This window comes from Brucella pseudintermedia, from assembly GCF_008932435.1.
Classification (GTDB): domain Bacteria; phylum Pseudomonadota; class Alphaproteobacteria; order Rhizobiales; family Rhizobiaceae; genus Brucella; species Brucella pseudintermedia.
In genome coordinates this window covers 24,503-47,135 of record NZ_WBWE01000011.1, presented here as the reverse complement: position 1 = coordinate 47,135, position 22,633 = coordinate 24,503, and the positions used below count along the sequence as shown (strand labels likewise).

The window sequence follows — 22,633 nt, the reverse complement described above, 5'->3', positions numbered from 1 at the left end:
GGAAATGTGACATGTGATAGCTCTTTCAGGGCGATGCCGCTCCTTGCTCAAAACTCCTCCCGTGTACCCTTGGCCTTGCTGCTTTCGATCTGGGCACGGCCGCGCTTCAGGTTCGCTGCATTGATCGGGCCGAGGTTTTCGGCCAACATATGAATCTCAAGGTCTCACCGTTGCAGCCACCGAACCATCCTTTCTGGAAGAAATTTTGGAAGCGAGGCCAGTGCGTTGGCCGAGCCAGATGCTCCCAATTACGAGCACGACGCCGACGATTTGGAGCGGGGCCAGCGATTGATTCAGGAATAGCCATCCGAGCAGAACGGCCGTCGCTGGACTGAGAAACCCAAACAGGGAAACCACCGCCGGCTCGATCCGCGAAATGCCCCGGAACCAGAGAACATAGGTCAGGGCCGCACCGATCAACCCGAGCCATAGCAAGCCGAACAGATTGGCTCCCGTCGGCATCGGCATCGTCGGCTCAAACAACAGGGCTGTCGGGACCAGAAGGATGCCGCCGGCAGTCAGTTGCCATGCGGTGAATGTGAGCAACGAAACCGGAGGCTGCCATTTGCGGGTCAATACGGTTCCGAAGGCCATGGACACGGCCCCGGCAAGCCCCGCCGCGACGCCAATCGAATCCAGCGCCGCGTTAGGTGCCAGGACAAGCAGCGCGACACCCGCGAGTCCGACGACAGCGGCGAGAACCGATATAAATCGGATCGTGCTGCCCAAAAGTGCAGCAGCAATGAAAACGACGATTAGCGGTTGGACCGCCCCGACTGTGGCCGCCACCCCGCCCGGCAGACGATAGGCGGCAATGAACAACATGCTCCAGAAGATCGAGAAGTTGAGGGCGCCGAGAATGAAGATGCGCAGCCACCAGATTCCCGATGGTAGCTGTCGCACGATCAGTAGCAGCAACAGACCGGCGGGCAAGGCCCGCAGCAACGCCACAGTCATCGGCGAGAAGTTGGGCAGGAACTCAGTCGTGACGATGTAGGTGCTGCCCCAGGTGACGGGCGCAATCGCCGTTAGCAGCAGATCGGACGTGCGGTTTTTCATGAGATTTCCAGGACCTCCGCGAGCGGGCGGCGGGGTTTCTGCGGCCAGTTGCCGGGCGCGGCGCGGCCGACCGCGACGAGCATCACAGGCACCTCCTCCCGCGCCAGGCCGAACGCTCGCGCCACGCCCTGCGGCTCGAATCCGGTCATCGGGCCGGAGGCGAGGCCCAGTGCTTCAGCCGCATGTATCAGCGTTGCGGCGCCCAGGGTCGCTGAACGCACGGCCTCGTCGCGCGCCGCCTGCGGGTCGGCGTATTGTCCGCCGGCCGCGGCCCGCCACGTGGCGGGCATATCGGCCGGCATGTATCCGGCCGCGACAGCCGGGCTCAGCCTCTCGGGTAGGGACGCCGGATCGGGCAGCACGCCGCAGACGATGAAGGTTACGGCTGCATCCTCGACCTTTGCCTGGTTCCATGCCAGCGCGCGCAAACGTGCCTTCGCTTCCGCCGTGCGAACCGCGATGAATCGCCAGTTTTGCAGGTTGTAGGCGGTCGGCGCGCGTGTGGCGAGGCGCGCCAGTCGTTCGATCGCGGCGTCCTCCAGCTTGTGCGAAGGATCGAAGAGATTGGCAGATACGCGCCGTTCTATGAGCGAGATGGTGGAATTGGTCATGAGATCGTTCCGGCTGTGGGGTTCCCCGGAACAGATATTTCGCCAACCTGCTGGTGATAATATACGATAGTTTCAAGATACTCTTTACTGTCAGAGAATGATGAGATGGATCGCTTCACAGCCTTGCGCGTTTTTCGCTATGTCGCGGAGTTGAACAGCTTCGCCGAAGCCGGGCGCAGGCTCGGCCTTTCGCCCGCCGCAATCAGCAAGAATATCGCCGAGCTTGAGGCCCATGTCGGCGCGCGGCTGATCAACCGGACCACACGGCGCATGGCTCTGACCGAGGAAGGCCGAATTTATCTCGATCATGTCACCCGCGGACTGGATGCCCTGGCCGAGGCCGATCAGGCACTTTCGCCGATCCGGTCCGCGCCTGCCGGCACCTTGCGGGTCAGCGCGCCGATGACCGTCACTCTGACGCGACTTTCGCGGGCCATTCCTGGCTTTCTGTCACAATATCCCGATCTGCGGCTCGATTTGGACCTCGATGACAGGCGGATCGATATCATCCGCGAGGGCTTCGATCTTGCCATACGCGGCAGGGACAACCTCGAAGACTCCAGCCTGATCGCGCGAAAGCTGACGGTCATGCCGCATGTGTTGTGCGCCGCTCCGTCCTATTTCGAGAAACACGGCCTTCCCGAAACTCCCTCGGATCTGAACGCTCTGGATCACCTGCGTTTCAGCCTTTCCGGCCATGCGGACATCTGGGAGTTCTCCAAGGACGACCGCACCGAGCGGATCGCCGTCGATGCGCGATACTCGGTCTCGTCTAGCCTTGCTGTGCGCGATGCGCTGCGCGAGGGCTTCGGGGTCAGCCTGATGCCGCGCCCCTATGTCGAGGAGGACCTAGCGCGCGGATCTCTCCAAGCCGCACTCACGGATTGGAACACCGTCGAAACGACGCTCTACGCCGTCTATCCCTCGCGAGAGCACCTCGCTCCGAAAATCCGCGCCTTTCTGGATTTCATGATCGCGCAGTTCAGGTCCCCGTCCGTGATTGAAACCGCGATCAGCACAGGGTGAATGCCAGTTGCACGGCAAGTCCGGCGAAAGAGGCCTCAATGCCGCGCCGCATCCATGTCTGGACTGAGGCGCCGGAGGTGACCTGCCGTCGCACAACAGCGGCAAACGCTCCATAGGCGAAGAAGATCACGAGCCGGTGCGCACCATGTCCGGCTTCAACATCGATGTGGAACACGATCTCAACCTTCTCAATGAGCCGACACAGTGATCCTGCCTGCTTGGCCCGATCCACGCGAAACACCTTCAAAGGCGCTTACGGAGCCGCTGAAAGCAGCCCATGCGCGCGGCGCATGGATCGTAGGGTCTTTGTCTGGGAACCTTCGTGCTGGCCGAGGCCGGATTGCTCAATGGACGGCATCGACCCATTAGGCGTGGGCGAGCGAGTTCGAGCAGCGCTATCCGCAGGTGCGTTGAACCACAACGCGCTCTATATCGACGGAGGCGATATCCTGACCTCGGCTGGGACCGCCGCCGCCATCGATTGGTGCCTGCACACCGTGCGCAACGACTATGGCGCGGAGATCGCCAGCCGGATCGCGCGGCGTCTCGTCGTCGCACCGCATCGCCACGTCGATCAGGCGCAGTATATCGGGAGCCGTTACCGGCAACGGCGGACGCGGATCAACTCGACGCGACGATCAACTGGGCCATCACGCATCTGAACGAGCCGCTCTCGCTGGAGCGGCGGGCCGGCCACGCGGGCATGAGCCCGCGCAGCTTCACCCGGCACTTCAAGAAGAAGAAGACCGGCAACACCTTTACCCAATGGCTGCTCAACCATCGCCTTGCCGCCGCGTAGCGGCTCCTTGAGACAAGCGCATTTTCGATCGATCAGGTAGCGGAGATGGCGGCGACGGTTCCCTGCGCCAGCATTTCACGCGGGCTTTCTCGATCTCCCCTGCAAGTTATCGGCGGCGGTTCAGAAACAAGCCGGCGAGACGCGCCGCGTGAGGTCGTGATTCGACACTAAGACAAGAATGCTTCAACGGCTGCACGATCGGCGCCGCCGCCGCGCCTACCCAGCTCTATCCAAATACCCGCTTTTTTCTGGAGACAATGTGGAGACAACGACTCGAATGGAAAGCCTTGTCTCCATTCCCGCCGCCCGAGGGCGGTGGCTATGCCATTGTTTTCCTTAGGAAAGTCTGGAGCGGGCGAAGGGATTCGAACCCTCGACCCCAACCTTGGCAAGGTTGTGCTCTACCCCTGAGCTACACCCGCTCGCGCCAGTCGTTTCCGTCAGGCAGGCGGTATATGAACCAACGCTTCCGAGATTGCAACAGGGAAATTGCAGGAAAATACAGTTTCCACGAAATTAGCTGCCAGATTTGAGCTAACCGACTGTAATATAATCTTATTTTAAGGCGAAGCGTATGGTTTCAGCTGTAGTTTCTTGTCGAGGCGAGGGCGCGCGTACCTGCGCGCTCGGCTGAATCGAGCCTCATATGCGCGAGTCAGGCTGCCGTGCTTTGGGACAAGCAATCCAATTTGTTTTGCGTGGTTTCTAAGCCTCTATCCATGGTCTATAAGCGCTGTTGCGTGTCGCCGAAACGTGAGGAGCGTTGCGACATGCCCAACGTATCAGTGCCGAACAGAATGGGGTGGAATGATGCCTTTGTCGCCGAGCGAGCTTCACGATTATCTTCAGAAACTTGGTATCGAAGTGAATACGGTCGAACATCCCCCCTTGTTCACGGTCGCCGACTCCCAAAACCTGCGCGGTGAAATTTCCGGCGGTCACACCAAGAACCTGTTCCTGAAAGACAAGAAAGACAATTTCTTCCTCGTGACGGTTGAGGAAGATGCGGTGGTCGATCTGAAATCGATCCACCAATTGATCGGTGCGGCAAGCCGTGTTTCGTTCGGCAAGCCGGAAAAGCTGATGGAGTATCTGGGTGTGATTCCCGGTTCCGTCACGGTGTTTGGCGCGGTCAACGATACCGGGCATAATGTGCAGGTCATTCTTGACGCCGATCTCATGAAACATGATGTCATCAACGGGCATCCGCTGACCAACGAAGCCACGACTTCCATCAGGCGCGACGATCTTGTCGCATTTCTAAAGTCCACAGGACACGAACCGCGCATTCTAGCCGTTTCCGAGCGTGCCAAGGCGGATGCTTCGGTATAGACTGGTCGTCAGAGCGGCGGTTTTTCCACGGGCGATTGGCGATTGAAGTGGAAAGCAGAAGCGCTAAGTTACGGCGCAACTGCTGTTTGACCGTCTTGAAATTGGCTTTCGAAGTTACGAACTGAATGGACGACGCCGGCTTGCATGCGGGCCTTTGCATCAGCCGGAAAATACGAAGGAATTTCTTATGAGCAGCCAAAACAATCCTTACGCGGGTGCAGGCGGCCAGATGACGGCGAATGTCTCTTTCGGCGCGTCGCCAGCCACGGCCGGGGACGCGAATCTTGTCAAGGACACCACGACGGCAGGCTTTCAGGCGGATGTCATTGCAGAATCTCGCAAGCAGCCGGTTCTGGTGGATTTCTGGGCGCCCTGGTGCGGACCCTGCAAGCAGCTGACCCCGATTATTGAAAAGGCGGTTCGCGAGGCTGGCGGCGCCGTCAAGCTGGTCAAGATGAATATCGATGATCATCCGGCCATTGCCGGGCAGCTTGGCATTCAGTCTATTCCTGCGGTCATCGCCTTCGTCAACGGGCAGCCGGTGGACGGTTTCATGGGGGCTCTCCCAGAATCGAAGGTGAAGGAGTTCATCGCCAAGGTCGGTGGACCGAGCGACGCCGAAACTGCGATTGCCGAGGCGATCACGGCGGCGAACGAACTGGTTGAAGGGGGCGATTTTGTTCAGGCGTCGGAAATCTTCTCATCTATCCTTCAAGCTGTCCCGGATAATGTCGATGCAGTGGTCGGCCTTGCGACCTGCCTTCTGGAATCCGGCGACGCGGAAAAGGCGCGGGAGATTCTGGCCCAGATTCCGGCAGACAAGCAGAATGCGCCTGCCGTCCGCGCGCTGGAAGCGCGTCTTGCGCTGGCTGACCAGGTCAAGCTCATCGGTGATCCGATCGAGCTCGAAAAGCGAATCCAGGCCGATCCCAAGGATTATCAGGCCCGGTTCGACCTTGCGCAGGTGCGTAACGCGCAGGGGCGGCGCGAAGACGCGGCCAATGAGCTGCTTTTCATCATGAAGGCCAGCCGCGAGTGGAACGATGACGGTGCGCGCAAGCAGTTGCTCCAGTTCTTCGAGGCATGGGGCAATGCCGATCCGGCGACGCTCAGTGCGCGGCGCAAGCTGTCGTCGCTTCTGTTTTCCTGATCGCGAGCGATCGGGAGCATGGCGAACAAATTGCGCTTTGCTCGCCATGCGGATTCCAACTGTTAGGTCTCACGTCGCGTGAGCCCTAAAAGGAGGTTGCAATGCAAGTGGGCAATGCCCGTTACAGGACGGGCGCTGATATTCCTGAGACCGTGCCGGTCTTCCCGTTGAAGGGGGCGCTGCTTCTGCCCGGTGGCCAGCTTCCGCTCAACATTTTCGAACCGCGTTATCTGACGATGGTTGAAAATGCTCTGGCCGGCAAGCGCATCATCGGCATGATCCAGCCGAAAATCGACGGCGTGGAAGACGAACCGATCGACGAACTGGATGAAAGCCTTCGCCCCCAGTTGAGCAGTGTCGGTTGCCTTGGCCGCATCACCACTTATGCCGAAACCGGCGATGGCAGGTTGCTGATCACCTTGCAGGGTATCTGCCGTTTTCGTGTGCGCGAGGAGATCAATTGCCGCCAGCCTTATCGGCAATGCCGGATCATGCCGTTCCTTGCCGATCTGGAGCAGTCGCGGGATTCATCGGAGATTGACCGTGAGTCCTTGCTGGGTGCGTTCCGTGATTATCTCGAAGCGCACAATCTGGAAGCCGATTGGGACAGTATCGCGCGGGCAAACAACGAAACCCTCGTCAATGCGCTTTCCATCATGTCTCCTTTCGGTCCGGCTGAAAAACAGGCGCTTTTGGAAGCTCCCGATTTGAAGACGCGCGCCGCGACTTTGATCGCCATTACCGAGATGGTGCTGGCCAAGGTGAAGGACGACGATTTCGGATCGCGGCTACAGTAGATTTCAGGAGTACGAACATGGACGACAAGACGGAAAGCGGCAATATCGACGTGCGCCTGCTGGAACTTCTCGTGTGCCCGATAACCAAGGGCCCGCTTGAATACGACGCGGAACATAGTGAGCTGATCTCGCACAGGGCAAAGCTCGCCTATCCGGTTCGGGGCGGCATTCCGATCATGCTGCCATCCGAAGCGCGCAGTTTGACCGAGTGACTGCCAAGCCTTTCCGCAGATTGCTGTCAGCTTCGGGGTGGGCGGTGCCTGCCTGGGTGGCTGTTATATAATTTCCACACAAGCCACTATCTTTTTCATAAGTTTCAGCCATGCGCATTATTGCTTGTCGGACAACGGAGCTCTATAACCCTCGCGGAACTTGATAAAGATGGTGGCGAACGGTTCCGTGCTGTTCGCCATTGTCGTGAATCCCAACGCAGTATTCTGGAAACAGCGGGTTTCCGTTTTGCTGAATACGCGAAATAAAACAGAGGCTTGGCAATATGGCATCCAGAAAACTCCTTCTCCTGCCCGGCGACGGCATCGGTCCAGAGGCGATGGCGGAAGTCCGCAAGATTATCGCTTTCCTCAACTCGGGCCTCAATCTCGGTTTCGAGACCGAAGAGGGTCTGGTTGGCGGTTCTGCCTATGACGCGCATGGCCAGGCGATTTCCGACGCGGATATGGAGAAGGCACTGGCTGCCGATGCCGTGCTTTTCGGTGCCGTTGGCGGCCCGAAGTGGGATAGCGTGCCTTATGAAGTGCGCCCGGAAGCCGGTCTTCTGCGTTTGCGCAAGGACATGCAGCTTTATGCAAATCTGCGTCCGGCGATCTGCTACCCGGCGCTGGCTCATTCTTCCTCGCTTAAGCCGGAAGTGATTGAAGGCCTCGACATCCTCATCCTGCGTGAGCTGACCGGCGGCGTCTATTTCGGTGAGCCGAAGGAAATCATCGATCTGGGCAATGGCCAGAAGCGCGGTATCGATACGCAGGTTTATGACACCTACGAAATCGAACGCATTGCGGATGTTGCCTTCGAGCTGGCACGCACGCGCCGCAATAAGGTCACGTCGATGGAAAAGCGCAATGTGATGAAGTCGGGCGTCCTGTGGAACCAGGTCGTCACCGCCCGTCACAAGGAAAAGCACGCTGACGTGGAACTGGAGCATATGCTGGCCGATGCTGGCGGCATGCAGCTCGTGCGCTGGCCGAAGCAGTTCGACGTTATCGTGACCGACAATCTGTTCGGCGACATGCTGTCGGACGTTGCCGCCATGCTGACCGGCTCGCTCGGCATGCTGCCGTCGGCTTCGCTCGGTGCGGTCGATTCCAAGACCGGCAAGCGCAAGGCGCTTTATGAACCGGTCCATGGTTCGGCTCCGGATATCGCCGGCAAGGGTGTTGCCAACCCGATTGCTATGATTGCTTCGCTTGCCATGTGCCTGCGTTATTCGTTCAATCTCGTTGACGAAGCGGATCGTCTGGAAGCAGCAATTGCTCAGGTGCTGGATGACGGTCTGCGCACTGCCGACATCTGGTCGGAAGGTAAGTCCAAGGTCGGCACCGTCGAAATGGGCGACGCCATCCTCGACAAGTTCTCCAAGCTCTCCGCCGCATAAGCGCGACAAAATCATAGGAACGAAAGCCCGTCATGTTATCCGCATGGCGGGCTTTTCTTTTTTGAATAAGTGCCCGATTTGAGGCTGTAAATTCATGGCATGCTGCATAAGAATAGCGGCATGTTGTTCACGCTCCCTGACCAAGACAAACTTTACGATGCGCTTGTCGCCCGCGATGCCGCTTATGAGGGCAGGGCCTATGTCGGCGTTATCTCGACCGGGATTTTCTGCCGCCTGACCTGTCCGGCGCGCAAGCCCAAACAGGAAAACTGCCGCTTCTTTGCGTCCGTTGCCGAATGCATGGCCGACGGGTTCAGGCCCTGCAAAAGATGCCATCCGTTGCAACCCGCCGCCGAAGCTGAACCTTCGATAAAAAGGCTTCTCGAAGCGCTTGAAGCGCAGCCGGAGCGCCGCTGGAGCGAAGAGGATGTCATTCGTATGGGGTTCGATCCATCAACCGTCCGCCGCAATTTCCGCCGTCATTTCGGAATGACCTTTCTGGAAATGGCGCGGCAGGAGCGTCTGCGGCATGGATTTCAGGCGCTCGCCGATGGCGGGCGGGTGATTGATGCGCAGATTGATGCGGGATTTGAATCTCCCGAAGCTTTCCGCAGCGCCTTTGCGCGCATTCTTGGGCTTCCGCCTGGCAAATTACGGGGCGACGGCTTGCTGCGCGCCGATTGGATCAGGACGCCGCTGGGGACGATGATCGCCATCTGTGATGCTCGAAACCTGCATCTTCTCGAATTTGTGGATCGCAAGGCGCTGCCTGCTGAACTTAAGAAGCTCTATACCACCTGTCGCGGTGATCTGGGGATCGGCCGTTTCGACATGCATGATCTCGTCGAGCATCAGCTCAATGCCTTTTTTGAGGGCAATTCGCCGACATTCGATCTCCCGCTGGTGCTGCACGGCAGTGCTTTTACGCAAGATGTCTGGCGTGCACTTCAGGACATCCGGGCAGGGGACACACGCAGCTATAGCGAGCTTGCGCAAGCTATCGACAAGCCGCTTGCCGTGCGTGCGGTTGCGCGGGCCAATGGCGCGAACCAGATCGCGATCATCATTCCCTGCCATCGCGTGATTGGCGCGGATGGGTCGCTGACCGGTTATGGCGGCGGTCTCTGGCGCAAGCAGAAGCTGATCGAGATCGAGGCGCAATATCGCTGAAAAGTTGGAGCGTTTCCAAACGCAAAACGCCGCCCTTTCGGAGCGGCGTTTCGCATCGTTGTGTGCAGGATCAGTCAACCTTGTGCAGGTCGACGCCCTTGGTTTCCTTGACGAAGATCATGCCGATCACAAAGGTGATGGAGGCGATGATGATCGGATACCAGAGGCCGTAATAGATGTCGCCCTTTGCGGCGCTGAGCGCGAAGACGCCAGCCGGAAGCAGGCCGCCGAACCAGCCATTGCCGATATGATAGGGCAACGACATGCCGGTGTAGCGGATGCGGGTCGGGAACATCTCGACGAGGATAGCGGCAATCGGGCCGTACACCATCGTCACATAGATGACGAGGATGGTCAGGATGGCGATTGTCAGGACCCAGTTCACTTCTGCAGGATCAGCGACCATCTTGAATGCACCGGCATTCGGAATGGTGTAGACGGCCTGCTCGGTGCTGACGCCGAGGCCGTCGGCTTCGGTCTGGGTGAGAAGCTTCTGCTTCACCAGATCTGCGGCCGGAACCATGGCCTTGTCACCCGCGCGGATGGCTTCGGCATTCAATTGAAGCTCCGGATTGGCGGCGACAAATGCGTCAAGCTTGCTGTCCGGTACTTTCGCCGGATCGCGGACGAGCGGGAAGCCGGCCTTCTGCAAGGCAAGGTTCACGTCGTGAGCCAGCGCCGACTGCTTGGCCGCAGCGTCGGCTCCAGCCTGAACAGCGTCGTAAGACGTGATCGTGCTGTCACCGAGCGTGATGGTTGCAGGCGTTCCGGCTGCTGCCGTCTGCACGATTTCATAAGGCACCGAGCTTTTGGCGAGGAAGCTTGTCGCGACATCGCAGGAAGTGGTGAACTTCGACGTGCCGGTGGCGTTGAACTGGAAGTTACAATCGCCGGGTGCTGCCGTGACGGTTGCCTTGATGGTCTGTTCGGCCTGCGCCAGAGCCGGGTTGGCGGCATTGGTCAGCGCCTTGAACAGCGGGAAGTAGGTCAAAGCCGCCAGAATCAGGCCTGCCATGATGATCGGCTTGCGCCCGATCTTGTCCGACAACCAGCCCCAGAAAACGAAGAAGCCGGTGCCGATCAGAAGGGCAATAGCCACCATGATATTGGCCGACTGGTTTTCCACCTTCAGAACGTTCTGCAGGAAGAACAATGCGTAGAACTGACCACAATACCACACCACAGCCTGACCAGCGGTAAGGCCGAAAAGGGCGATGAGTGCGATCTTGGCGTTCTTCCATTGGCCAAATGCTTCGGAAAGCGGCGCCTTGGAAGTCTTGCCTTCTTCCTTCATGCGCTTGAATGCCGGCGACTCACTCATCTGCATGCGAATCCAGACGGAAATACCAAGCAGGATGATGGAGACGAGGAATGGAATGCGCCAGCCCCAGGCAGCGAAAGCTTCCTTGCTCATCACAGCCTGAATGCCGAGGATCACCAGCAGCGACAGGAACAGGCCGAGCGTTGCCGTCGTCTGGATCCAGGACGTGAAGAAGCCCCGACGATTGTTCGGAGCATGTTCCGCAACATAAGTTGCCGCGCCGCCATATTCACCGCCGAGTGCAAGACCCTGCAGCATGCGCAGGACAATCAGGATGATCGGCGCGAAAATGCCGAGCGTGGCCGAGCCGGGCAGGATACCCACCAGGAACGTGGACGCGCCCATGATGACGATAGTCACGAGGAAGGTGTATTTGCGCCCGACGAGATCGCCGATGCGCCCGAAAACCAGAGCGCCGAACGGACGGACGAGGAAGCCCGCCGCGAAGGCGAGCAGAACGAAGATGTTTCGGGTTGCTTCAGGATATTCGTTGAAGAATGCCGCGCCGATAAAGGCGGCAAGCGTTCCGTAGAGATAAAAGTCGTACCATTCGAAGACGGTACCAAGCGATGACGCAAAGATCACCTTGCGTTCTTCGCTCGTCATTTTCTGCGTGCCGACCTCGGCACTTGACGAGACTGCCATTAATCTGTCCTCCCAAACAGAGCCCATACGGGCAAATGTAAGACGATACTTCTTCACCGGGTAAAATGAAGTTCGCCTGGTGCGCCGGGAACAGTTCCTCTCAACTGTCCGGACGCTCTCCTCACACTTGCATGATGAACCGAAAAAGGGGATTCGTGCAGTAGTCTTTAGTATGAGACAGAGTTTGCGGCTTGAAATACTGAAAGAAAGCAACAAAGCGCCAAAAAAAGTGCCCGTCGTGAGGGTGGAGAATTGACTCCATCCATAAACCGCGTAAAAGCAGTGGCGAACGAAGGAGAACCCGCGTGGATCGCGTCAACGTAGCGTCAGTTTCTCTTGGAACTGCCGGCATTCTTGCCGGGGCAGCGCGCATGCCTTCGATTTCCAAAACACTCACGGCCATTACCAAAACGACCACGAAAACGGTCTGATTCCCTTGGCCTGCTCGCCCTCTCCCCGGGTCTGGCCCGGGGGCGGAAGTCCCGCGTGGCCTGCGGGGTTCCGAATCTGGAAGCGGAGAGGGACAGGAGACGAAAAATGGGTTTCAAGGTTGCAGTTGTCGGCGCCACCGGAAATGTCGGGCGCGAAATGCTCAATATCCTCGAGGAACGCGGCTTTCCGGCGGACGAAGTGGTCGCGCTTGCATCGCGTCGCAGCCAGGGCACTGAAGTGTCCTATGGCGACCGGACGCTGAAGGTCAAGGCGCTCGATACGTATGATTTTTCCGATACGGATATCTGCCTGATGTCTGCCGGCGGCGAAATTTCCAAGGAATGGTCGCCGAAGATCGGCAAGCAGGGCTGCGTCGTCATCGATAATTCCTCGGCCTGGCGTTATGACGCGGAAGTGCCGCTGATCGTGCCCGAGGTGAACCCCGACGCGGTCGAGGGTTTCCGCAAGAAGAACATCATCGCCAATCCGAACTGCTCGACCGCTCAGCTCGTGGTGGCTTTGAAGCCGCTGCACGACGTTGCCAAGATCAAGCGCGTCGTTGTCGCGACCTATCAGTCGGTCTCGGGCGCGGGCAAGGAAGGCATGGACGAACTGTTTGAGCAGTCGCGCGCTGTTTTCGTAGCCGATCCGGTTACGGCGAAAAAGTTTACCAAGCGCATCGCGTTCAACGTCATCCCGCATATCGATGTCTTCATGGAAGACGGCTACACCAAGGAAGAATGGAAGATGGTGGCCGAAACCAAGAAGATGCTCGATCCGAAGATCAAGCTAACGGCTACCGCGGTTCGCGTTCCGGTTTTCATCGGCCATTCCGAAGCGGTGAATATCGAGTTCGAAAACCCGATCACGCCGGAAGAAGCACGCGAAATCCTGCGCGAGGCCCCGGGCTGCCAGGTTGTCGACAAGCACGAAAACGGCGGCTACATCACGCCTTATGAATCCGCTGGTGAAGACGCGACTTATATCAGCCGCATCCGCGAGGATATCACGGTCGAAAACGGTCTTGCCATGTGGGTTGTTTCCGACAATCTGCGCAAGGGCGCTGCTCTCAACACGATCCAGATCGCTGAATTGCTGGTTGCGCGCGGCCTCATCAAGCCGAAGGCGCTTGCCGCCTGATCAGCCTTCCCAGCACTGATATTGAAAAGCGTCGGGAAACCGGCGCTTTTTGTTTGATGCGGATGGCGGTCCATTAGGCTCCGGGATAAGAAGTGATCGGGAGGGCGATATGAGCTTGATACATAACACTACAGTTGCATTCTTCGTGATGCCGGGCTGCAAAGAGCAATTTGTCTGCGTTCCGGTGCTCACGTACCTTTAAGTACGCTGCGCTCCGGTACTCGAAAATCACTCTTTTCGCCACGGCCTGACGAATTTGCAACTGTAGTGATAACGAACGAACCAAGCTGCTGGCGAACAATCTTGATCGCCTTTCCACGGCGTTTCTCGCTGTCGGAGTTCTGGGCAAGACCTTCAATTTCACACCGGGAAGCGGACTGCTTGTGTCTTTTCTCGGCGTCACAGCTTGGATTTTGCCGGCGATTGGCTTACATTTAGCGGCAAGGCGCGTTCTAGGGAGATTGGAGCCATGACCTCTGAAGTGTTCTTCTGGTATGTTTTCCCGTTGATCGTTGCGGCCGCTGCTTTCGGCTGGCTTTGGTACGACAAGCATTATAACGACCATTATCGCTGATCTGCATAGTCTTTTCAGCAGTCCGAGCGCCGGTTTTCCGGCGCTTTTTTGTTAGCGGTTGAGACTGTTGGCGAGATTGCCGCGTATATCGAGCAAGCGCGCGCGCAAATCCTGTAATTCATCGATAGGTTGACCAAGTGCGCAGAACACCTGCTCGGGGATGTTCTCAGCCTCCTTGCGCAACTCTCGGCCCTCGTCGGTCAAAGTAATGCGCACCTGCCGCTCGTCGCGGGCATCGCGCCGCCGTGCAATGCGCCCGGCAGCTTCAAGTCGCTTCAGCAACGGGGTCAGGGTTCCTGAATCCAGATTGAGTTTTGCGCCGATCTCCGAGACGGTCCGGTCGTCTTGTTCCCACAGCACGATCATCACCAGAAACTGTGGATAGGTGAGGTCGAGTTTGTTGAGGATCGGCTGATAGGCGCGCGTCAGCGCATTTGCGGTCGAATAGATCGCAAAGCAGACCATGTTGGAAAGACCGAGACTGGATTCCTGTTCGTCGCGCTTCATCTGATAACTCCTTTGGAAACATATACATCAAGCGCAATCCTATTGTGCATCATATAATTGTGATATTTTATTTTGCAAAATTAGATTGCGCACAATTTAATAATCTGCAAGCTTGGTTGCGAAGACAATCCAAAGGAGAAACCCAGATGCCAATTCTGTACACCACCCAGTCCACAGCAACCGGCGGCCGTACCGGTAGCGCCAAAACCGCCGACGGACGGCTCAGCGTCGTTCTCGACACGCCGAAGGAACTGGGCGGCTCGGGCGGCGAGGGCACCAATCCCGAACAGCTTTTCGCTTCCGGCTATGCGGCCTGCTTCCTCGGCGCGCTGAAGTTTGTTGCCGCAAAGGAAAAAGTTTCCATTTCAGCCGACAGCACGGTCACCGCGACGGTCGGTATCGGTCCGCGGGAAGATGGAACGGGCTTCGGCCTCGATGTCGCGCTGCAAGTGGCATTGCCGGGCGTCGAGAAGGCCAAGGCAGAAGAGCTGGTTCAGGCAGCTCACATTGTCTGCCCTTACTCGCACGCAACGCGCGGCAATATCGATGTTCGCTTGAGCGTGGCCTGACAAAACATTCAAAAGGCGTCCGATGAGGGCGCCTTTTTATGATATTTTCCCATTTTCAGCAGGAAGCCATTTCGATGAACCCGAATATTCGCGACCTTCGCTCCACGTGTGAAAGAATGGAGGCGCGCTATCTTATAAACCCGACATTAGAGCATAATCCGACCGGAGTGAAACGAGGATCGATAAGATTATGCTCAAAATAGAAAGCTTTAGAGCGCCGATCTGATCCAATCAGATCGAAACGCGCTCTAGATGCCTCATATCACAGGCTTGCAGATCGCTTTGCCACAGACCTCTCAGAAGAGCGAGACATCTTGCTCAGTCGTTGCGCCGCGCTTATGGCGATCAAATTCTGAGGACGGAGCGCTTTAAATCGCCCCACAAAGGCAAATGATTATTCCGCCTGCGCCTCGATATTTTCCATATCGTCGTCCGACAGGCCGAAATGGTGGCCGATCTCATGAATCAGCACATGGGTGATGATATCGCCCAGCACTTCTTCATGTTCGGACCAGTAGTCGAGGATCGCGCGACGATAGAGCGTGATACGGTTTGGGCCTTCGCCGGTCTGCAGGCTGAAACGTTCGCCGATGCCGCGTCCTTCAAAAAGGCCAAGCAGGTCGAATGGGGTTTCTAGCCCCATGTCCTCAATGATCTGATCGTCAGGAAAGTCGGCAATCTGGATAATGATGTCGCCGCACAGCGCGCGAAACTCCTGCGGCAGATGCGCGAGAGCTTCAATCGCGATGGATTCAATTTCGTCCAGCGAGGGCGAAAGACGTCCCGCCCAGTCGCCGCTTTGATCTTCTCGGGCCATTTCAGCCAATCGTGTCCTATTCACTTGTGCAGGCCGCCAGACCTGCGACCGGGCATTCTGGCGGGCATTCTGGCCGAGTATATATAGTACATGCCGTCATTATGCCCAGGGACGCAGTTCGGCGCGCTTGGCCTCGAATGCGTCGATGCTGCCAGCCTTTTCCATGGTCAGGCCGATATCGTCGAGACCGTTGAGCAGGCAATGGCGCTTGAAATCGTCGAGATCGAAGGAAATCGTGCCGCCATCGGGACCGTGAATTTCCTTGGCTTCGAGATCGATGGTGAGGGTTGCATTGGCGCCGCGCGAAGCGTCGTCCATCAGCTTGTCCAGCTCTTCCTGAGTGACCTTGATCGGCAGGATGCCGTTCTTGAAGCAGTTATTGTAGAAGATGTCGGCGAACGAGGTCGAGATGACGCAGCGGATACCGAAATCAAGCAAGGCCCACGGCGCATGTTCGCGCGAGGAACCGCAGCCGAAATTGTCGCCTGCAACCAGAATCTGAGCGTTGCGGTAGCCGGGCTTGTTCAGGACAAAATCCGGGTTCTCCGTACCGTCTTCATTGAAGCGCATTTCGGCGAAAAGTCCCTTGCTCAGACCCGTGCGCTTGATCGTCTTCAGGTAATCCTTCGGAATGATCATATCCGTGTCGATATTGACGATCGGCAGGGGGGCAGCGACGCCTGTGAGCTTGGTGAACTTATCCATGTCCTGAACCTGTCGGTTGGGAATTTGCAATTTGCAAACTGGTTTACATCAGCTTGACCGAGAGTCAACGTTTGAGGCCGGAACTGCCCAATAGGTCGCAACTCCCGACCCGTTTTGCAAACTGTCCGGCGCGCCTGCAAGCACGCCTGACAGTTCAACTTTCGGGTTATGCGCATAATCCTGTCCGGAAACCAGGTCAAGCTTTCCTGATCATGCGTATGCGATGCATATTGAGCAATTATGCAACATTGAGAGCAATGCCGCCGGTCTCGCTGCCGGTGAGCCGGCGGGATTTGCCGTCGGTGCCGACAACAGCCGTGACGCGCCTGCGCAGCATCGAAAGGTTCGGTGAAACCGCCACGTCAATAGCCGGATCGAACTGGAGCGTGATGCGCCACAACTCCGGCTTGATCGTTTCCTCAACCGCGATGATGCGGGCATCGAACGGCGTGGTGTGAAACAGGCCGGTGATGCGCTGGCCGACGCGGTAAGGCGCGGTATCCTCCTGCATGGGGGCGGCTTCCGCCTTGCTGCCATTGGCGGCAAGCGTGTTCCAGTCGCGTGTGCCGGACTGGCGCGCCACAAGGTCAAGCGCCTTGCCATGGCTGATGGTGATGCCTTCCTCGCTCAGCGCCTGCCGCAGACGGCGGGCCTGATGCTTGAAGTCAGCGTTATTGGTCCCAGCGACGATAGCTGTGGTCATTGTTTTCGCTCCTGATTGTGAGCGGCGTTTTCATGAACGGGTGCCCGCATTGCCGTTTCTGCCGTCACCGGAACAAAAACGAAATTTGAAAATGCTTTACCGTGCCTTGGAAGCTGCGGGCGGCAGGTGCATTCAACCGAAGGCCGGAAAATAGGCGTGCCGACGCAGGATTTCAAGGCCCGCTCCGCAAGCGCTCTCTGTGCTTGCGCTGCCCGGCGGTTCGGTGCACAAATCGGGACATGAAAACCATTGTTCGTCCTCGCCGTTCCGTCCTGTTCGTCCCTGCCGCCAATGCCCGCGCTCTGGAGAAGTCGCTGACGCTGCCAGCGGATTGCGTGATTTATGATCTGGAAGATTCCGTCGCGCCCGAGGCAAAGGTTTTGGCGCGCGATGCGCTGTCGGCGCATTTCGCAAGCCATCCGAAGGTCGGCTTCGAACGCATCGTTCGGGTCAACATGGCGGAAACGCCATGGGGCAAGGACGATGTCGCGGCGGCGGCAAAGATGGGCGCGGATGCGATCCTCCTGCCCAAGGTCGAACGTCCGCAGGATATAATTGACGCAGCCAACCGGCTTGATCGTCACGATGCCGATCCCGCAGTTGGCGTCTGGGCGATGATCGAGACGGCAAGAGGCATTCTCAATGCCGACGAAATCGCGGTTCTCGGGCACCGTTCGGCGGTGCGGCTTGCCTGTTTTGTCGTCGGGCCGAATGATATTGCGCGGGAAACGGGCGTGCGTCCGCAACCGGGACGCCCCTATCTCATCCCCTGGCTGATGCAGATCATTCTTGCGGCGCGCGCTGGCGGGATCACTGTTCTCGATGGCGTTTATAATGATTTTCGCGACAGCGTGGGCTTCGAGGCAGAATGCGCGCAGGGCGCTTCCATGGGTTTCGATGGCAAGACGCTCATTCATCCCGGCCAGATCGAAGCGGCCAATCGTGCATTCTCGCCCACCGAGGATGAAATAGCCCATGCCCGCAGCGTCGTTGAAATCTTCGCTCGTCCTGAAAATGCCGACAAGGGCGTCGTTTCGCTGGACGGGCAAATGGTCGAAAGACTGCATCTCGAAATGGCCGAGCGTTTGCTCGCCAAGGCGGGCGCAAAGTTATAACAGGGGAAGTACCAGCATGAAGTTATATCGTTTCATTACAGGCCCGGACGATTCCGCATTCTGCCATCGCGTCACGGCGGCGCTCAACAAGGGCTGGCAGCTCTATGGCTCGCCGACCTATGCCTTCAACGCCGCCACCGGCGTCATGCATTGCGGCCAGCCGGTGGTGAAGGAAGTCGACGGCGTTGACTACACGCCCGACATCAAGCTCGGCGAATACTGATGGCCGTGCGCCGCATCGTCGCCAATATCGCCGCCGGTGATCCGGCGGCGGCAAAGCGCTTCTATGGCGATTTGCTGGGCCTCGATGTGGCGATGGATTTCGGCTGGATCGTCACCTACGTCACCGATGCTGAGGCACGGGTACAGGTGAGCATCATGAGCGAGGGTGGATCGGGTACGCCGGTGCCCGATCTTTCCATAGAGGTCGATGACGTCGACGCCGTGCTGGAACGCGCGATCACGCTGGGATTTACCGTCGAATACGGTCCGGCGGATGAGGAATGGGGCGTACGCCGTTTTTTCACGCGCGATCCATACGGTCGGCTCGTGAATATTCTGACCCACAAGTGAAAAGGCCGGTTTCCCGGCCTTTTCAGTCGATCAGTTCAGTCCACGCTTTTCAATCATGGCGTCCGGTGTCGGCATCTTGCCGCGGAATGCCTTGTAAAGCTCTTCCGGGTCGCGGCTGCCGCCGGCGGCATAGATATGCTGCTTCAGTTTCGCTGCCAATTCCGGATTGAAAGCGTCGCCGGTTTCCTCGAATGCTGAAAAGGCGTCCGCATCCAGTACTTCCGACCACATATAGGAATAGTAGCCGGCGGAATAACCGTCGCCGGAAAAGACGTGGGTGAAGTGCGGCGTGCGATGACGCATGATGATCGCATCCGGCATAGAGAGCTTTTCCAGCGTCTTTATCTCGAAGGCGAGCGGATCGGCGATCTTTTCCGTACCGGTGTGGAATGCCATGTCCACGAGCGCCGATGAGGTGAACTCGACTGTGTTGAACCCCGCATTGAAGGTGCGGGCAGCCAGCACCTTGTCGAGAAGCGCCTTGGGCATGGCTTCTCCGGTGCGATAGTGCACGGCGTATTTTTCAAGAACCGCAGGGACCGTGAGCCAATGTTCGTAAAGCTGCGAGGGCAGTTCCACAAAATCGCGGGAAACAGCAGTGCCGGAGACAGCAGGCCAGGTCACATCCGACAACAGGCCATGGAGCGCATGGCCGAATTCATGGAACAAGGTGCGTGCGTCATCAAGCGAGAGCAGGGCAGGTTCGCCCTCCTTCGGCTTTGCAAAATTCATCACATTATAGATGATCGGCTTCTGCCCGCCATCAAGCTTGTGACTTGATTGCAGGGAACTCATCCATGCGCCCGAGCGCTTCGTTGTCCGGGCGAAATAGTCGCCAAGGAACAGGCCGCGTTCGCTGCCATCGGCGTTGAACACCTGAAACACCCGCACATCCGGGTGCCACGCGGCAATGCCCGTCTTCTCCTCGAAGCGGATGCCGAACAGGCGGTTAGCCACATCGAAAGCTGCGTCGATGATCTTTTCCAGCTGAAGATAAAGTTTCAGTTCCGCTTCATCGAAGGCAAAGCGTTCTGCGCGCAGCTTTTCCGCATAGAAGCGCCAGTCCCACGGCGCGACCTTGTGATTGCCGCCATCGGCTGCAATGAGCCGTTCCAGTTCGCTCTCTTCCTCCCGAGCCTTGGCGCGGGCCTTGTCCCAGACGGGTTCCAGCAGATCCATGACAGCCTTGGGCGTCTTTGCCATGGTATCGTCAAGCTTGTAGGCGGCAAAGTTGGCGTAGCCGAGCAGATGCGCCTTGCGCTCGCGCAGCTCCACCATTTCGCGCACGATCTCACGATTGTCGCTTTCACCGCCATTTTCACCGCGCTTCGCCCAGGCGTTGAACGCCTGTTCGCGGAGCGCGCGGTTCTGCGAGAATGACAGGAACGGCTCGATGATCGAGCGCGACAGCGTGACGGCCCACGCATCCGGCTTGCCGCGCTCGGCGGCAGCACTTTGCATGGCGTTCTTCAGGAAATCCGGCAGTCCGACGAGGTCAGCCTCATCGGCGATGAACAGCGCCCAGCTCGATTCATCCTTCAGCACGTTCTGGCCGAAGCGGGCGCCAAGTCCGGCGAGCTTTTCATTGATGCCTGCAAGTTCCGTCTTGCCTGCTTCATCGAGCTTCGCGCCCGACCGGACGAAACCTTTCCACGTCTTTTCAAGAACCCGCTTGGTCTCGGTGTCGAGGTCCAGCATGTCGCGGTTTTCATAAAGCGCGTCGATGCGGGCGAAAAGTGCGGGGTCCATCATAATGCGCGAATAGTGGCGCGACATTTTCGGCGCGATCTCGCGCTCCAGCGCCTGGATCGTGGTGTTGGTATGTGCGCCCGCGCGCAGCCAGAACACGGCTGACACGCGGTCTAGCGCCTTGCCGGTCAGTTGCAAGGCCTTGAGCGTGTTTTCGATGGTCGCCTCTTCGGTAGCCCCGGCGATGGCCTCGACCTCGGCGAGGTCCTCAGCCAGCGCCACATCGAAGGCGGGAGCGAAATCGTCGTCCCCGAACGCGGTGAAATCCGGCAGGCCCAGCGGTCCGCTCCAGTCGGTCAGCGCGTGATTGTGGGCGGTCTTGTCGGACATGATGAAACTCCGGTTCAGATGGCATCGATACGCATCAGATTTAGGCGTCGCCTTGCAACCAAGCAAGAGGGAAACCGTGGGAGCCAACTTGCGGGAAAAACCGTTCCACATCGTCCGACAGGGCTTGACTTTATGGGCGACCAAGCGCACATCACGCCCGCAGCCGAATTTCTGCGGCAGCATTTTCAACCGGAGTTTTATTCTCTTATGCCAAGCGACAGTCACAGTCGATTGTTTCAGCCGTCAAGGCAGTTCGTGATCTGATCGCTCGCGGTCGGCTTGCACGGTCTGCCTTTGACGGCGGATCGATAGAAAGGCAAGCCCCATGACCGGCCTTAAGCCCGACAACAACTTCTTCCCGGAAGTGCTCAATGTTGCCGACCTCCCTGCTGCTGCCATCGCAAGCCGCATTGCGGACATGCGTACCGGCGACGCAGTGGAACTCGTTAACGAACTGGATGCCGATGATGCAGTCGCCGTCATCGCGCAGCTTTCGCACGAAGATGCCATCCGCCTGCTCGATCAGCCGGAACTGCACCGTGCCAGCGAGATCATCGCCACGCTTCCGCCCGGCCTTGCAAGTCTTTTGCTCGACGGCATGTCGGCGGACCGCGCCACCGACGTTTTCCAGGAGCTGGAAGACGACGACCGCGCAGGCCTGTTTCCCATTCTTGCGCCTGAAACCAAGGTCGCGCTGAAGAAACTGATGGGGTATCCGCCGAACACGGCGGGCTCGCTCATGACCATCGAATTCATCACCGTGCCGTCCAACTGGAATGTCGGCCAGACGCTGGATTATATCCGCAAGGTCGAGCGCACGCGTGAAACGGTTTATGCCATCTATGTCATCGATCCGGCCAGCCGCGTCCTGCTGGGCGTGGTCAGCCTGCGCCGTCTCATCATCCGCCAGCCGGATGAGCCGATCTTGTCCATAGCCCGCGATGACGAGCCCATCACGATTTCGCCGCTGGCAAGCCGCGAGGAAGTCGCCCGGCTTTTCCGCAAGCATGACCTTCTGGCTGTGCCGGTAGTGGATGAGAGTCGCCACATCATTGGCATCGTGACCGTTGATGACGTGCTGGACGCCATGACCGAAGAGGCCAGCGAGGATGCTTACCGTTTCGGTGGTATGGAGGCGCTGGACAAGCCCTATATGCGCATCGGGTTTGGCGAGATGCTGAAGAAGCGCGCCGGCTGGCTCGGTATCCTGTTCCTCGGCGAAATGCTGACGGCAAGCGCCATGCAGCATTTCGAGGCGGAACTGGAAAAGGCGCTGGTGCTGACGCTCTTCATACCGCTCATCATGTCTTCGGGCGGCAATTCCGGTTCGCAGGCAACGTCGCTGATTATCCGCGCGCTTGCCTTGCAGGAGATCAGGCTGAAGGACTGGTGGCGTGTCGCGCTGCGTGAAATTCCGTCGGGCCTCGCGCTTGGCAGTTTTCTTGGCTGCATCGGCATTCTGCGTATCATCGCATGGCAGACGCTTGGCATCTACGATTATGGCGAGCACTGGATTCTGGTGGCGCTCACTGTCGGCATGGCGCTGGTGGCCATCGTCACTTTCGGCTCGCTGACGGGCTCCATGTTGCCCTTCATCCTGCAAAGGCTGGGCTTCGATCCGGCCAGCGCATCGGCGCCCTTCGTCGCCACGCTGGTCGATGTGACGGGTCTTGTCATCTATTTCAGTGTTGCGATCATCATTCTGTCCGGCACGCTGTTGTGACCCGAAGAGTACAAAAAACTGTCAAATTGACAGTGTAAAAACGCAGTGAAATCCGGGTTTTTCGGGTTAATTGAGGGGCAGTTTCGTGCTGCCCCTTTCTAAAATGCAAAAAAACCTGTAAGAGCGCCGCATTGTTTTTCCGCGCGGGTCTGTTGGCGCGGCTCCCAACTCATA

The 22,633-nt window shown here is 58.2% G+C and carries 22 protein-coding genes, 1 tRNA gene and 1 pseudogene; 14 read left to right on the top strand and 10 right to left on the bottom strand.

Annotated features, from left to right (window positions below):
* Positions 1-156 precede the first annotated feature (156 nt).
* The gene (locus F9K78_RS14825; RefSeq protein WP_151682271.1) at positions 157-1,059 is read right to left on the bottom strand and encodes an EamA family transporter; all 903 of its coding nucleotides are present in this window, start codon (positions 1,057-1,059) and stop codon (positions 157-159) included.
* Positions 1,056-1,670 (bottom strand): nitroreductase family protein, encoded by a 615-nt coding sequence (locus F9K78_RS14820; RefSeq protein WP_151682270.1) that lies wholly within the window; start codon positions 1,668-1,670, stop codon positions 1,056-1,058. Before F9K78_RS14820 ends, F9K78_RS14825 begins: the two co-directional genes overlap by 4 nt.
* Positions 1,671-1,775: 105 nt before the next feature.
* Between F9K78_RS14820 and F9K78_RS14815 the strand changes: the two genes are divergently transcribed.
* Complete coding sequence (locus tag F9K78_RS14815; protein WP_151682269.1) at positions 1,776-2,696, top strand: LysR family transcriptional regulator; 921 nt, start codon at positions 1,776-1,778, stop codon at positions 2,694-2,696.
* On the opposite strand, the gene F9K78_RS14810 is transcribed toward F9K78_RS14815, so the two are convergent.
* Positions 2,683-2,928 (bottom strand): hypothetical protein, encoded by a 246-nt coding sequence (locus F9K78_RS14810; protein ID WP_151682268.1) that lies wholly within the window; start codon positions 2,926-2,928, stop codon positions 2,683-2,685. The genes F9K78_RS14815 and F9K78_RS14810 overlap by 14 nt on opposite strands.
* Before the next feature lie 115 nt (positions 2,929-3,043).
* Here F9K78_RS14810 and F9K78_RS22010 point away from each other — a divergent pair, with 115 nt between their 5' ends.
* Positions 3,044-3,358 (top strand): hypothetical protein, encoded by a 315-nt coding sequence (locus F9K78_RS22010; protein ID WP_208851922.1) that lies wholly within the window; start codon positions 3,044-3,046, stop codon positions 3,356-3,358.
* A 484-nt stretch (positions 3,359-3,842) separates the two neighbouring features.
* Here the strand turns inward: F9K78_RS22010 and F9K78_RS14800 are convergent.
* Positions 3,843-3,917, bottom strand: a tRNA-Gly gene (locus F9K78_RS14800).
* A 388-nt stretch (positions 3,918-4,305) separates the two neighbouring features.
* Between F9K78_RS14800 and F9K78_RS14795 the strand changes: the two genes are divergently transcribed.
* From F9K78_RS14795 to F9K78_RS14770, 6 genes are all read left to right on the top strand, one after another.
* Complete coding sequence (locus F9K78_RS14795) at positions 4,306-4,827, top strand: prolyl-tRNA synthetase associated domain-containing protein (RefSeq protein ID WP_121985229.1); 522 nt, start codon at positions 4,306-4,308, stop codon at positions 4,825-4,827.
* A 187-nt stretch (positions 4,828-5,014) separates the two neighbouring features.
* Positions 5,015-5,977, top strand: coding sequence for a thioredoxin (gene trxA, locus F9K78_RS14790; protein ID WP_121985228.1), 963 nt, complete (start codon positions 5,015-5,017; stop codon positions 5,975-5,977).
* A gap of 101 nt (positions 5,978-6,078) precedes the next feature.
* Entirely contained in the window at positions 6,079-6,774 is a 696-nt protein-coding gene (locus tag F9K78_RS14785) for an LON peptidase substrate-binding domain-containing protein (RefSeq protein WP_121985227.1), read from the top strand.
* 17 nt (positions 6,775-6,791) lie between these two features.
* Positions 6,792-6,986: a Trm112 family protein gene (locus F9K78_RS14780; RefSeq protein WP_121983626.1), complete on the top strand. Its 195-nt coding sequence runs from the start codon at positions 6,792-6,794 to the stop codon at positions 6,984-6,986.
* Positions 6,987-7,270: 284 nt separating this feature from the next.
* Positions 7,271-8,386: a 3-isopropylmalate dehydrogenase gene (leuB, locus tag F9K78_RS14775; protein WP_006468554.1), complete on the top strand. Its 1,116-nt coding sequence runs from the start codon at positions 7,271-7,273 to the stop codon at positions 8,384-8,386.
* Positions 8,387-8,506: 120 nt separating this feature from the next.
* A complete protein-coding gene (locus F9K78_RS14770; RefSeq protein ID WP_121985251.1) occupies positions 8,507-9,556 on the top strand; it encodes a bifunctional transcriptional activator/DNA repair enzyme AdaA in 1,050 nt (349 codons plus the stop codon).
* Positions 9,557-9,626: 70 nt separating this feature from the next.
* On the opposite strand, the gene F9K78_RS14765 is transcribed toward F9K78_RS14770, so the two are convergent.
* Positions 9,627-11,522 (bottom strand): MFS transporter, encoded by a 1,896-nt coding sequence (locus tag F9K78_RS14765; RefSeq protein WP_121983628.1) that lies wholly within the window; start codon positions 11,520-11,522, stop codon positions 9,627-9,629.
* A 537-nt stretch (positions 11,523-12,059) separates the two neighbouring features.
* Here F9K78_RS14765 and F9K78_RS14760 point away from each other — a divergent pair.
* On the top strand, positions 12,060-13,094 hold the full coding sequence (locus F9K78_RS14760; RefSeq protein WP_121983629.1) for an aspartate-semialdehyde dehydrogenase: 1,035 nt from the start codon (positions 12,060-12,062) through the stop codon (positions 13,092-13,094).
* A gap of 625 nt (positions 13,095-13,719) precedes the next feature.
* Here the strand turns inward: F9K78_RS14760 and F9K78_RS14750 are convergent.
* Positions 13,720-14,175: a MarR family winged helix-turn-helix transcriptional regulator gene (locus F9K78_RS14750; RefSeq protein WP_121985226.1), complete on the bottom strand. Its 456-nt coding sequence runs from the start codon at positions 14,173-14,175 to the stop codon at positions 13,720-13,722.
* A gap of 146 nt (positions 14,176-14,321) precedes the next feature.
* Here F9K78_RS14750 and F9K78_RS14745 point away from each other — a divergent pair, with 146 nt between their 5' ends.
* On the top strand, positions 14,322-14,744 hold the full coding sequence (locus F9K78_RS14745; protein ID WP_121985225.1) for an organic hydroperoxide resistance protein: 423 nt from the start codon (positions 14,322-14,324) through the stop codon (positions 14,742-14,744).
* 394 nt (positions 14,745-15,138) lie between these two features.
* Here F9K78_RS14745 and F9K78_RS14740 read toward each other — a convergent pair whose 3' ends face one another.
* From F9K78_RS14740 to F9K78_RS14730, 3 genes are all read right to left on the bottom strand, one after another.
* Positions 15,139-15,561 (bottom strand): metallopeptidase family protein, encoded by a 423-nt coding sequence (locus F9K78_RS14740; protein WP_006472228.1) that lies wholly within the window; start codon positions 15,559-15,561, stop codon positions 15,139-15,141.
* A gap of 99 nt (positions 15,562-15,660) precedes the next feature.
* On the bottom strand, positions 15,661-16,266 hold the full coding sequence (leuD, locus tag F9K78_RS14735; protein ID WP_121983633.1) for a 3-isopropylmalate dehydratase small subunit: 606 nt from the start codon (positions 16,264-16,266) through the stop codon (positions 15,661-15,663).
* 238 nt (positions 16,267-16,504) lie between these two features.
* Entirely contained in the window at positions 16,505-16,969 is a 465-nt protein-coding gene (locus tag F9K78_RS14730; protein WP_121985224.1) for a glyoxalase superfamily protein, read from the bottom strand.
* Positions 16,970-17,138: 169 nt separating this feature from the next.
* Between F9K78_RS14730 and F9K78_RS14725 the strand changes: the two are divergent.
* From F9K78_RS14725 to F9K78_RS14715, 3 genes and pseudogenes are all read left to right on the top strand, one after another.
* Positions 17,139-18,084 (top strand): annotated as a pseudogene (locus tag F9K78_RS14725) (HpcH/HpaI aldolase/citrate lyase family protein).
* Between the two features lie 16 nt (positions 18,085-18,100).
* The gene (locus tag F9K78_RS14720) at positions 18,101-18,307 is read left to right on the top strand and encodes a DUF1737 domain-containing protein (RefSeq protein WP_002965766.1); all 207 of its coding nucleotides are present in this window, start codon (positions 18,101-18,103) and stop codon (positions 18,305-18,307) included.
* Positions 18,307-18,657, top strand: coding sequence for a VOC family protein (locus F9K78_RS14715; RefSeq protein ID WP_121985222.1), 351 nt, complete (start codon positions 18,307-18,309; stop codon positions 18,655-18,657). The genes F9K78_RS14720 and F9K78_RS14715 overlap by 1 nt, the downstream gene beginning before the upstream one ends.
* 30 nt (positions 18,658-18,687) lie before the next feature.
* Here F9K78_RS14715 and F9K78_RS14710 read toward each other — a convergent pair whose 3' ends face one another.
* A complete protein-coding gene (locus F9K78_RS14710) occupies positions 18,688-20,736 on the bottom strand; it encodes a M3 family metallopeptidase (RefSeq protein WP_121985221.1) in 2,049 nt (682 codons plus the stop codon).
* A gap of 325 nt (positions 20,737-21,061) precedes the next feature.
* On the opposite strand from F9K78_RS14710, the gene mgtE reads away from it, so the two are divergent.
* Entirely contained in the window at positions 21,062-22,459 is a 1,398-nt protein-coding gene (gene mgtE, locus F9K78_RS14700) for a magnesium transporter (protein WP_121983638.1), read from the top strand.
* Positions 22,460-22,633: the final 174 nt, after the last annotated feature.